The following is a 12,031-nucleotide window of genomic DNA, read 5'->3' as shown; positions in this document are numbered from 1 at the left end:
TGAAACCCGATACAATTTCAAATTGTATCTGGACCTTCGCCAATATCATATTTCTTTCGGTATCATGAACGGTGAGTATGAGAAGTTCGACCTCGAACTCGTGAAAGCCATCGTGCCCGATAACGGGCAATTCATCGATGTCGGCGGCAATGTCGGGTACTATTCCCTCTCTGTCGCAGCCCATCATTCGCCATTTAGAGGAACGGTTCTCGCCTTCGAGCCTTTGCCGAAGCTCTGCGAGTTGTTCAACCGATCGATCGCGGAGAACGGATTTGGAGACCGAGTGAGCGTTCACCAGCTCGCTCTTGCCGATGTTCCGGGAGAATTGCCGCTTGATGACGCGGGCGAAACGGTCAACGCGGGAGCCACGCGACTGATTACTACCCGCGCTGAAGCCAAGACCGATCGCATGGCCAAAGTCGAAACACTGGATCGTGTTATCGGCAATCTGCGGCCTGATGTCATGAAAGTCGACATACAGGGAGCGGAAGGCTTGTTCCTGAAAGGGGCGCAAAGAACCATCGCCAGATGTAAGCCTTCTCTATTGATGGAGATCAATCACCATATGCTCTCCATTGTCTCCAAAACCGCTCCAGGCGCGATCCACCGTCAGCTCGCAGATTTCGGCTACCACATCTGGACAAGTTCCGGGCATCGCCTGACGCGAATGGCGACATCCGAGGAATTCAACTCAAACTTCTCGGCCGGCACCGTGGCAAACATATTTGCGGTTCATGAAGATCGTGCAGAGGACGTCGACCGGCGGCTTCAGCAGCTGGAGTTACAACGCTCCCACGCTCCTTGGAATTCCAGAGCCAGGTGACAAACTATGCCAAACGTTAGCGCGCCCGCCGCAGCGTCATTCGAACTTGATGTGATTGCGTGCCACGTTGATCAGGAAGAGCCCGACAGCCGTCGTAAACAGGCAGCACTTCGCAAGGTAATCGATGTCATAGAAGGTTTGCACCGAATCGCCGAAGACGCCGGCGCGAAAAAGCTCGAAGCAATGAACGAGAGGGACATAGAGCGCCAGCTTCTGGGCGCCACTGGGAAGCCAGGCCACCATGAAGAACATGCCACAGATCGGCAATGTGAGATATTGAAATGGCGGCACCAGCTTCTCAACAAACTCGAACCGTTCCGAACCGGCGGCAAAGATGAGCGCCACCGCGAAAGAGAGCCAGGCCATGAACAACCAGCCCGCCAGCACCAGAGCGAGATTCTGATAGGGCGGAATGATGTTTGCCAAACGCGCAACCGTGTAGACGAGGATGAGAGCGGCGGTCGTGCCGGCGGTCTCCAGAAGCGCACGGGCGATTATGGCATCAGCCAGGCGGATTTGGCGATGGTACATCAAGGGCATGTTTTGACGCAGGCAAGAGACCGCGTGACCGGTTATGTGACGCCAGAGTGTCAGCGGCATGTAACCGCTCAAAACGAAAGCCGCAACCGTCAATCCGTGCGCCTCGTGATTGAGCAGCGTCCACATGATCATGACACCCGTGGTCAGGATCATCGGTTCCAGCGCAAGCCACAGGAAGCCGATGTTTTCCCGCCCGTAGCGTATGAGCATTTCGCGCATGATCAGCGCACCAAGGACGCGGCCCTGAATCTTCAATCCGGTAATGAACTGCGAACCCCCGCGCGCGTTTGCCGAGACCTGATGCATCCGAAGCCCTCCTGCTCGCCATCCCATCTCCATCGGACGGTCGGTCAACGATACCGGCGAAGGGCAACCGCTCAATCTTCATTGCGCCGGGCTTGGACAATTAGCGTCCATGGCGTCCGCTCGCAGATCTGCAACGGCAGACGATCACCAGAAAGGGCATGATCATGGCTCTGATTAACTCCGAGACCCAAAACAAGAAAGTCGATGCAGAGCAGCGGCCGCAGCCTTTCCGCCGCATGATTGCAACTTCGATTGCCGGACCTGCAAAAGCCCGAAAGCGTCGCAAGCGTTACGGCCGTCTAAGCGTTTATCTGCTAACGGTTATTGCCCCTACCCTGGCAGTCAGCGCCTATTACGCATTCATCGCCGCTCCAATCTATGTGTCCGAATCCTCCTTCGTCGTCCGCATGGCCGCCCCGCCATCCTCCAATGTCTTCGGCTCTCTGCTGCAGAACAGCGGGATAACGCGCTCGCAGGACGATACTTTTTCCGTGCAGGAATATATCCGCTCCCGTCAGGCGCTGAAGGAACTTGCCGAACGGCTTCCCGTACGTGCTATTTTCGGCAGTCCGCAAGCGGACTGGCTGACGCGCTTTCCGCGCTTCTGGGAAAACAACAGCGAGGAACAGCTCTTTAATTATTATTCGAGCCGTGTCTCCGTCATTCACAACGACACCACAGGCATCACCGTCCTGCGGACGACAGCTTTTCACGCGCAGGATGCCGCGGACTTGAACACCTCATTGCTGGCACTCGGCGGCGATCTTCTCGACCGGCTCAACAATCGCGCCCGCGGCGATGCGGTTCGCTTTGCCGATGGCGAGGTGCAGCAGGCGCAGCAGCGGGTCATCGACGCGCAGAGAAACATAACGAACTTCAGAAACAAGGAGCTGATGGTCGATCCGAATGCCAGCTCCATGTCGATGATCGATCTCATCAGCAATCTGACGTCCACTCTCGCCAATAGCCGGGCGCGGCTTGCGGAAACGCGCAAGACTGCGCCGGATAGCAGTTCCATTCCGTTTCTGACGAGCCAGATCGCTGCACTGGAGCAGCAGATCGAGAACGAACGAGCTAAGATGGTCGGATCGGATAAATCCGTCGCGCCCAGAATTGCGGATTACGAAAGTCTCGTCCTGATGCGGGAATTTTCCAACAAGGCGCTCGTTTCCGCTCTTGATTCGCTCGAAGCGGCCCGAGCCGATGCCCGCCGCCAACAGCTTTATCTTGAGGTCGTCGTTCCACCGCAGATGCCCGACGAGGCAGAGATGCCTTATGCGCTCAAGAACATTACAGTCGTTTTCCTGTCCTTGAGCCTTTGTTATCTGTTGGGCTGGCTCATGGTCACCGCCTTCAGGGATCATGAAAGCGGCTGACCTTGCCGGAGCTATGATCGAACCCGAATATGCCGACCTCGATATTAGTGCCTCTGAGAGGGTTGTCTAATCGCAGTTAGGCGTGCCGCATCGCTTTTGCAACCCATGCATTTATTGAAGTTCACTATCACATAGAAACGGAAATGGAGCACATTGTGATCGAAGAGCAATCGAAAACAAGCAATGCAAAGGACGTCATCATCGCGGCATATAGAGGCCTTCTAGGAAGAGATCCTGACAAGAACGGCATGAGTTCTTATCTCGATTTGCTGGAGAAGAACTCAATTTCATATGAAGATCTTATACGGCAAATCAGTGGTTCTGATGAATTTAAGACCATACATGGATACATTCACACATATGGTTCCTCCAGAAGAGAGGCAATGGATGTATTTCGGCAATTCAGAAAGTATGAGGGTCCGGGCCGAGCAGGCTTTGTGACCAACTTTCTCGGTTGCGTTTCCAACGTGAACCATGTCGGTCTTGCAAGCCATTCGGGACTGGTTGAATCATTTCCGTTTCCCGGTAATTTTCATGGGGCCGCCTTGGAATGGATCGCGGTATTGCGTTCAGTTCTCGACGCTCGGGAGCGATTCAGCATGATCGAGCTCGGCGCCGGATGGGCACCTTGGTCGGCAATCGGCTATGCGGCCGCCAAACAGAAAGGCTTAAGCGCTCACGTGATCCCGATCGAAGGGGATCGCGGTCATATCGATTATATTCACCATTCGTTTCGTGAAAACTCCATCCTCGATAGCGATGCCGACGTTATCCATGGGGTCATCGGCGTTGAGGACGGGATAGCCAGGTTCCCTCGGGCAGCGCAGGCCGGGCATGTCTATGGCGCCGCCGCTGCTTTTTCTGGCGAGGGCAATGATGGCGATGCATTCGGGACATTCGTGAGGCACCATGGCGGCCTTGTCGCGGAAATTGAAGAGGTTACATGTTATAGTCTCGCAACGATCCTGAACGGCAAAGGGACCATTGATCTCATCCATTGCGATATTCAAGGTGCCGAGGGCGACCTCTTTGAACACCATATCGATGTGGTGACGAAGCAGGTGAAGCGCGTATTCATTGGCACGCATTCCGCTGACTTGGATCGACGCCTCATCAGCTTGTTTCCCAAGCATGGCTGGGTCTGCGAAGGCATCGTTGCCGCAAAGATGAGGGACGATTCGCACGGAGATCCGATGCTTGTTGCGGATGGTGATCAGGTATGGCGCAATCCGGCGTTTTTCTGATCCAGGTCCTGGGACGGTGTTTCGAAGCCTACCTCGTGTCGGCGTTTTCGCAAGGATGCTTGATCATTCGGCATGCAGGCAGACGATCAGTGACCTGGCACAGCGAATTGATCTTCATCCATCATCACGACCGCTTTTGCGGCGAGGACACCACGTCGCCGCCAGGCGACAAGCTCACCTAAAATCGAAAATACATCGTAATGCTAGAGACCGATAACATTCACCCAGGCTACTGAGCTTTATTGCACTCAACGTCGAACTGAATTTGAGAGCTTGTGGTGAAATTGGCATCCGTTAGGACAACTTGACCAACGCTTGCATACTGGGTCAAGACGACGGTCGAGTCCGAGAGCATCTGCGCCTGTACACTGCTCACCAGCCCAGACATGTTGAGCAGGACCATCGGCGTGCCGCCACCTGGATCTCCTACGCCGGAGGTGCTGCACAGGTATGGGGAGCCGGACACATTGAAGCTCCCCGTCGCCGCGCCTCCTGCTTTTGCTGAGAAGGTGATCTCGCCATGCAACTTGAAGCCGCCGTTTGGCAACCTCGCCGCAAATCCGCTCGATGTATAGGTCCAGCCCGTGCTACTGCCGCCGCTTCCGCCAAACTTCACGACGGGAGTCCAGGCAATTTGCCCAAAACCGGATGCACTGATGTTCCCCGTCGCAGTGTCTGCTAGTCCGCCTACCATGTTGTCGGAGTTGACCAGATTGCCCCACGTCCCACTCAGCGTGAGTTTGCCGATGTCCGTGTTTTGATTGAGGAAAAGCGATGTGCTCGATCCTCCGGCCCACGAGACCGTTCCGCACCAAGTGTTATGCGTGAAGAAATTTGCCTCACCATAACTGGTCGATGCAGAGAAATCGATGCTTGTCCCGCTGCAGTTCCATGTGGTGTCCTTCATATGGAATTCTTGCAATGCGGTCGCTGAGTTGAAATTGAAGAGTCCCCCGGTCAAGCCGTTATCACCATCGACATTGTCAATCCAAAGCGCACGAATGGTGGGAACTGTATTATCGGAGCAGAAAAAGCCCTTCGCGTTCGATCCCGTGTAGGTGTGATATTCGACATGCGAGTTCGTGATCTTGAAAACTTGTTGCGCGCCGCCGGAGCCTGTATATCCGCCCCATTTGAAGGCGCAGCCGACGCCACCCACGCCCGGATTGAACTGAATGCCGTCTAGAATGACCGTATTTGGGCCGCCACCAGCACCGACAACCGTCGTCCGCGTGAACAGAACAAAATCGTCAGAGTTCGTAAAATCCCCAGCATTATTCATCCCCCAGCGGCCGCCATAAACATAGACCTCGGGAAAACCGTCAACGACCGAATAATGCGTCCGGCATCGGCCTTGGTTTAGGTTGTAGACATGCGCCGCAATGCCAGCAATGGTCGGACCCCATTTCGTGCAGGTATCGAAGTTAAAGACACTAAGATCTCTGATGGTTATGTTGTAGCCGTCCGTCATCTGATAACCGACCGCACCGGAATTCGGCACCGATGGCGAACCGACGATCGTGATCCGCTCAATTATTCCGGGGCTATGAGAGCCATCGGAAGCAGCCGACAGGACGCAAGTCGAGTTAGCAACAGCTACGCATTTTATCCATGACGTGCCGGCATATCCCGCGTTATAATTTCCAGGCGCGGTAGCGGAGCCTCGTAAGCATCTGCCCTGGGGGATCGTCAAAGCATCCACATAAAATCCGTTTGTCGAGGGCGGTACGAGGACACAGATATTTCCGGCAGCAAACGCGGCGTTGAATGCGGATGTAGCAAGGGTAGATCCGTCGGCTTTCGCCCCCCATTCTCGAATATCTGCGCCTTCTGCCGGAAATGTAGCGACCCAGCATTTCCCATCGGCACTCGGTACTTGCGCACCACCATCGCCGGAACCGGAATTCATCGAGCAGGGTGAAGATGATGCTATGTAAAGAAGGGCGGAGCATCACCTGCCGCTGCATAGCCGAGACGCATGACAGCAGGAGGCCCATCCGACACACTCATCGCCGACAGAGCAGCGGTATTCGTTGCTGTCTGCACGTTGTCGGCCTGCGCTGCGGTGGCAATCAGCAGAAATGCAATTACGTGTAAGATATATCCATGGATGCGGTTTCGCATTTTATAGTCTCCATTGACCAATAGAGATGACGCCGCCGCTGTTCCGTAGGGTTTATAGTTTTGTGATAATAAGAAGAACGGATGTGGCAACAAACCCTTGCATATAGAGTTTGATGTGATCGCGATTATGCATTCCGTACGGCGGATAATCGAACAAGCGATCTTCGTCGTCGTCTCCTAGCCTTAAATCCAATGGCGCAACATCAAATCCATTTTCTTCCAGCGTCTTCTTTAGGCGCCGCAGATCTTGGCCTCGATAAATCACGTCGACTGCATTATCGATCGTGATCTCGTCAGACAAGCAATTGAACTCCGTTGTATGAACGGCAACGCCGCCTTTTCGAAGCAACTTTGACGATTCTTCTACGAAGTTAATTCCAAGCGCCAAGTTCCCTAGATGCTCAAACGAGCAAGAGCTCCAAATAAAGTCGTAACTATCCGGAGTGAACCCCGACAGATCCCGCATATCTGCCGGGTGGAAAGATACTCTGCGTTGGAATAGTTCTTTGCTTAGCAAATAATCTTTATAAAGAGCGTCGAGACCGCTCGCATGCTGATTGGTTCCGGTCCAGTGATCGGCCTCCTCTCCGACAAAAAGATCGGTTGCCTCGATGGTTGCTCCTTGGCTGGCAAAAAGCGAGGATAGAGGTTCAGTTCCGACAGCGAAGCCGAGGCCCTTGGAGCCCTCAATGAGCTTCTTCCTCTCTTGGAGAGCCTGTATTATCGCACACCATTCCCAGAGCTTTCTGTGATGCTTCAGCTCGTAACTCCAGTTGGGGTCAATCGCCTTCGCCCATCTTTCGAACCAATCTTCATGGAAGTGCTCATGTCGACAAACCACAGAAGACGGAAGCTGGAATTGATAGAACGTTTCTGTGTCTCCACCCATAAAAACTCTCCATACACAGCATTAATCTCCGAGATCGAGATACTGATCAATTTCGGAATTGAAGCGGACCAAGCCGCCTAACGGGACGGCATCGATCAGTTTCGGCCTAGCTGCGATTGGAGCATGACTTTCTCCAACAAACCCACTCGTTCCAGTGGATCCGCCCCATCGCAGTACGCAACGGCTGAGAGCCCGAGATGGCATGACCGATCGCCGGTATCACCAAATCTGCCCCGCGTCAGCAGATTGACCGTAACTCTCCCGCGTGGCCCGACGATGCCCTCGAACGAAATATAGGTCGACCGATCGACGAGCTGGAAAGAACACGTTTCTCCCCCGGCATCGGCGATAACGGCGATATTCTCGCTGAGAGGCGGACATTTCACCTCAAGATAGACGCGCACGCTCTCGCCCTCGGCGAGTTCGCTATCGAACACAAGCCGCGAGCGGCGTTGGCTTGCCCAAACGCCCCAATCCTCCATAGCGAACCAGCCTGAATCCCGCGCTGCGCGAAACGTGAGAATCCGCCGGCCTTCGGCAGCGATGCGCAACAGTGCCTTGTCGCCACCTTCGATGATCGTGTTGCGAGGCAAGCGGCAATTCAAAAGCCCAGGCTGGTCTCCCAGACCAACGCTCATGTCGATCGCCGTCGAGAACAGCTCGGAGCAGAACGAATCCCATGATTTTGGCACGAAATTCTCTTTGATATCGCGCTGCCAGTCGGCCAGCTCATTGCGATCAACAATGACCTGTTTAAAGACGTTATAGCCGTCCTCGACGTTGTACGGATTGATGTAACGCACGAAATGCCCCCCAACCTCTGGCATCGAGGTGGCGTTGGAGGCGATGCAGGGCTTGCCGTAGTTCAGGCTCTCGCCAATGGGCAGGCCAAAGCCTTCGGCAAAGCTTGTATAGGTCGTAAACAGAGAATGCCGGTACAGATATTCCAGCTCGTCATCCGAAATGTCGTTGAAAATGTAGAGCCAGTCCCCGACATAGCCGTGAGTGGCCAGATGGTGGCGCAATTCGTCGATCTGCCAACCCCATTTGCCCACCCAGACGAGTTTCGGTGCCTTCTCCCCCAGTTCGCGGATCAGGCGTTCCCAGATGCGGATCTGGTACATATGATTCTTGCGAACCTCGATCGTTGCAACACAGAGGACATATTCCTCCTCTGCCATGCCGAGGATGTTGGTATTAAGGATCCTGCTCTTCTTCTGTGTCTTCCGCAGCTCCGTAGCAAGCGGAATTGCCTTGACGGGCAGCTCGAAGTTGAGACGCTCCTTGAAATAGGCCCTGATTTCGGATGCGACGAACTCCGAATTCGCCAGAACGAAATCGCAAACCGACAATACGTCGATCAGCTGTCTTTGAAACTTGTCGACGGCGGCCTGCTGGACATATTCCGGATTCCGGATCTGAATGAGATCGTGAATGAATACGCAGAAGCGCATGCCCTTTTCACGAAGCTTCCGCATGACATCGTAGTGCGGATAGATCCAGAAAGCGCCCGCAACGACGAATATATCATCCTGCGTGGGCCAAACTTCGAAGCGGGCGTCGAACACGGCTGCAATTGCCTTATCGACCATGCTGCGATCGACGATCGGGACATCGAACTGACGAACAAGCGTTGCAAGTGCCGCGGGGCTCGCGGCGAGAATACGATGGCGATCATATTCGGGGATTACCGGGATAACGCGGTAATCCTTGAAAATACCGGACTCGATATGAAGGACGAGGTTGGCAACGACGCGTTGAATTCCACTCAGGCTCTTGTTGTGCTGAGCATATTCCATGAGGTCGGTAACATCGAGCCAAATGGTCTTCACCGCTTTTTCGCTCTCGGCGCTGAAATCGGAAAAGACATCACCGGCGGCACCCGCTGCCACGAGTTCTATGACGGCATCGTGGTTGCCGGGGTTGCATTCTACCGAGCGCTTGTAGCTTTCGATTGCTTCGCCCGTGCGACCCATGACCTTCAGCAGGTGCCCGCGCTGCAGGTGAATGTCGGAATCATCCGGGCTGAGCTCGAGCGCCTTCTGGTAGCGCTTGGCTGCCTCACGGTAGTTACCCGCCTCCTTGAGGCAGTTTCCCGCCTGAACCCAGATCCCCGTGTCCTCGGGATTGGTCTGCAGATGCTCGTCATACAAGTCGGCCGCTTTCTGCCACAGTCTCGCATCCCGCGCCACGTCGGCCTCACGGACGACATTTCTCATTTCTTCCTTGCTGCGAAAAATGTTCATGAAATCTCGCCCGGTTTGTTGGGTCAGGTTGATCGCGATGGCTAAGGGGATTTCGGCGATGGTTCGTCGGCGCTCGCAACTCCGCCGGTTCCTGCCGGAGACGGATAGGTCTATCCCATCCGTCTCCGGCTGCTGAACAGCGCCTCACTCAGTCGGCGGCCCAAAGGTGGGCCGCCGCAAGGTGGGCTTTCCTCAAGCGGCGCGGAGCCCCGCGACGTCTGTTTCTTCCGGCGCCACCCAAGGTTGGCCGGCTTCCGCATAACCGGTCAGGCGCAGGATCACATGACCCTTGCAATCGGCCCACAGCGTGGCCGGCAGCTCGAGGTGACCATTGGTCCAGGACCAGTTGCAACCTGCGGCGAGCTCTTCCGGATGAAGGCCGACGAGGCCGTCCAAGGCAACGACATGATCGGTCTTGAGGCCATCCAAGATGCGCAGGCTCTCAAGCCGCACGCCGAGCGCACGAACCTCGCGGCCGGGAGAGAAGGTCCGCGACACCAGGCTCGCCGTCTTGGCGGAAGCGGGGAAGATGAACCGGGCGAGGTCGCCGTCGATTTGCCCCTCCACGCGTTTGCCGTCGACCAGCATGTGCAGGTCCATATCCGCAGCCCGGCTCCAGCCGAGTGCCTCCGCCCGCGCGATCAACCGCTCGCGGATCGCCTCGACGAGGACACCGCGGTCGACGAAGGGGCGGGAATAACGGGTCAGGCTCTCGGCAACACGCTGGGCGGCGTCGACCTCGACAAGGCGACCATAGGCTCTGCCGAAGAAGGCGCGATTGCCCACTTCCATGTAGCTCTCGCAGCCCATGCCCTCGGCCATCAGCACATCATGGCTTTCCAGCTCCACGTGCCAATATGTGACCTCGGGCCACTCCTCGCGCACGATCGTCGCGCCATTGGCCAACTCGCCGACCGGCACGAACACTTCGCCCATCAGGTCCACGCATACCGCATGGCCGCCGGACAGAAGCAGATCGCGAGCGGGCAGGTTATCGCCGAAAGCGCCCGCACGAACCCGGACCGGCCATTCGTTGCGCACCGGCCGTTCGACCTGTTTGCTGCCGATCCAAATGATTGGCCGAGCTTCGCCGGTCGCCGTGATCGCCAGGTCGCCAACTCTCAGATCTTCGACGGCGACCTCGCCGCGGGCGGTGAGGATACGCGTTCCGGAAACGAAGCAGGGTGTTGCCACCGGAGTAATGTCTATCGCCGCACCATTCGCAGTGATTGTCAGCGGACCTGCCTGGCCGGCTGTGAAAGTGCCGGTCGTGAAACTAGTGCCGGCAACGGTGACATTTCCGAGCGGATTGTTGCCGCTGTCGAAAAGGCTGATCGTCTGGGAGCCGCCGCTCGAAGTGATGGTGTAGTGATCGATCGATCCGACCAGCCCCTGGAATTCAATCTTGTCCGTCGCGGCATCGAAACTATTGATGGTCGTCGACGAAAGATCGAGAACAGCCCCACCGGCGTTCGCGACGAAGGTGCCCCCACCGGCTCCGAAGTTGATGGTCGTGCCGTTCAGCGCGCTTATCAAGGCCGTTCCGTTGGTGAACGTGCCGCCATTCTCGATATCGACAGTCAAGCCACTCAGCGCTCCGAGGACCGAGCCGCCGGCAGCGGTGGCGGTGCCGCCGTCAACGATGACGGTCATGCTGCTCAGGGCGCTAATACCGGAATTGATGGTAGCGTTGCCGCCCACATAGACCGTGGACGAGCCTGCTAGCGCAGCGGTAATGTTGACGGTTGCCGTTGCGCCGGGGGCGACCACATAGTTGGTGTTCCCGAGAACCGAGAGGATGGACAGCGAACTGGTGCCATTAACCGGCGTCGCGACATTGCCTGGCGCGATATTGGTTACCGTTGTTGTCGTAGCATCCGGGTTGGTGATGGTGAGGTTGTAATTTGCACCTATCCCACCTATGCCACCAGGGTTGTAGGTCAGATTATATTGTACGCCACTCGCTGTGGTGGCGCTATAATTGCCTTCCGCCATGTTTCTTGCTCCGTTGAAGTAAACGAGTTCAGAACTAGTCTATGCTGACCCTCATCGCGTAGGACGATGGAGCTTCGGTTCGCCCTTCGCACATCTCCTTCAACGCCGTAGCACGAGGAACTCCAGAGCATGCAAAGACCATCAGCACTCTTGTCCAGGCAATCCCGCCCCTGCCACACCATTCCCGTCACAACAGTATAAAACGCGACAAAATCTTTATGATCATAGTTTAACAGAGATTTTTTCTGATTTTCTCCGAAGCGTAATTGACTTTCCAAAGCGGAATCACACTGGTTGTGAGATGGGTGCAGCGTCCGCCGTGATGGAGATTCGGGGCGCCTCGCTTACCGTCTAAAGGCCGCCGATCGATCGTTCGCCAGCTTTTCTCAGCAAGATTTTGAGGTTTGAGAATGGGGTTCGCTCGGATTGAAATCGGCTACGCAGCGCGAGGTATTCTTGCTCTGCAGCAATGCTCGATTATTTCGCCA

The 12,031-nt window shown here is 55.7% G+C and carries 9 protein-coding genes; 3 read left to right on the top strand and 6 right to left on the bottom strand.

The window, feature by feature from the left end; all coding sequences use genetic code 11:
* Nucleotides 1-64 precede the first annotated feature (64 nt).
* A complete protein-coding gene (locus PH562_RS06410) occupies nucleotides 65-823 on the top strand; it encodes an FkbM family methyltransferase (protein WP_285172167.1) in 759 nt (252 codons plus the stop codon).
* 36 nt (nucleotides 824-859) lie between these two features.
* Here the strand turns inward: PH562_RS06410 and PH562_RS06405 are convergent, their stop codons facing one another.
* The gene (locus tag PH562_RS06405; protein WP_285172097.1) at nucleotides 860-1,669 is read right to left on the bottom strand and encodes an ABC transporter permease; all 810 of its coding nucleotides are present in this window, start codon (nucleotides 1,667-1,669) and stop codon (nucleotides 860-862) included.
* Nucleotides 1,670-1,833: 164 nt separating this feature from the next.
* On the opposite strand from PH562_RS06405, the gene PH562_RS06400 reads away from it, so the two are divergent.
* Nucleotides 1,834-3,045, top strand: a complete 1,212-nt coding sequence (locus PH562_RS06400; protein WP_285172096.1) for a KpsE/RkpR family capsule polysaccharide export protein — start codon at nucleotides 1,834-1,836, stop codon at nucleotides 3,043-3,045.
* A gap of 143 nt (nucleotides 3,046-3,188) precedes the next feature.
* A complete protein-coding gene (locus PH562_RS06395) occupies nucleotides 3,189-4,289 on the top strand; it encodes a DUF4214 domain-containing protein (protein WP_285172095.1) in 1,101 nt (366 codons plus the stop codon).
* A gap of 229 nt (nucleotides 4,290-4,518) precedes the next feature.
* Here PH562_RS06395 and PH562_RS06390 read toward each other — a convergent pair whose 3' ends face one another.
* From PH562_RS06390 to PH562_RS06370, 5 genes are all read right to left on the bottom strand, one after another.
* Complete coding sequence (locus PH562_RS06390) at nucleotides 4,519-5,760, bottom strand: hypothetical protein (RefSeq protein ID WP_285172094.1); 1,242 nt, start codon at nucleotides 5,758-5,760, stop codon at nucleotides 4,519-4,521.
* Between the two features lie 458 nt (nucleotides 5,761-6,218).
* Nucleotides 6,219-6,413, bottom strand: coding sequence for a hypothetical protein (locus PH562_RS06385; RefSeq protein WP_285172093.1), 195 nt, complete (start codon nucleotides 6,411-6,413; stop codon nucleotides 6,219-6,221).
* A 52-nt stretch (nucleotides 6,414-6,465) separates the two neighbouring features.
* Nucleotides 6,466-7,302 (bottom strand): class I SAM-dependent methyltransferase, encoded by an 837-nt coding sequence (locus tag PH562_RS06380; protein WP_285172092.1) that lies wholly within the window; start codon nucleotides 7,300-7,302, stop codon nucleotides 6,466-6,468.
* A gap of 95 nt (nucleotides 7,303-7,397) precedes the next feature.
* A complete protein-coding gene (locus tag PH562_RS06375; RefSeq protein ID WP_285172091.1) occupies nucleotides 7,398-9,548 on the bottom strand; it encodes a tetratricopeptide repeat protein in 2,151 nt (716 codons plus the stop codon).
* Between the two features lie 192 nt (nucleotides 9,549-9,740).
* Nucleotides 9,741-11,543, bottom strand: coding sequence for a Hint domain-containing protein (locus PH562_RS06370; RefSeq protein ID WP_285172090.1), 1,803 nt, complete (start codon nucleotides 11,541-11,543; stop codon nucleotides 9,741-9,743).
* Nucleotides 11,544-12,031 lie beyond the last annotated feature (488 nt).

Source organism: Rhizobium centroccidentale, assembly GCF_030182565.1.
In the GTDB taxonomy this organism is placed as follows: domain Bacteria; phylum Pseudomonadota; class Alphaproteobacteria; order Rhizobiales; family Rhizobiaceae; genus Rhizobium.
The sequence above is the reverse complement of the archived record's forward strand: the minus strand, read 5'-3'. Positions and strand labels throughout refer to the sequence as shown.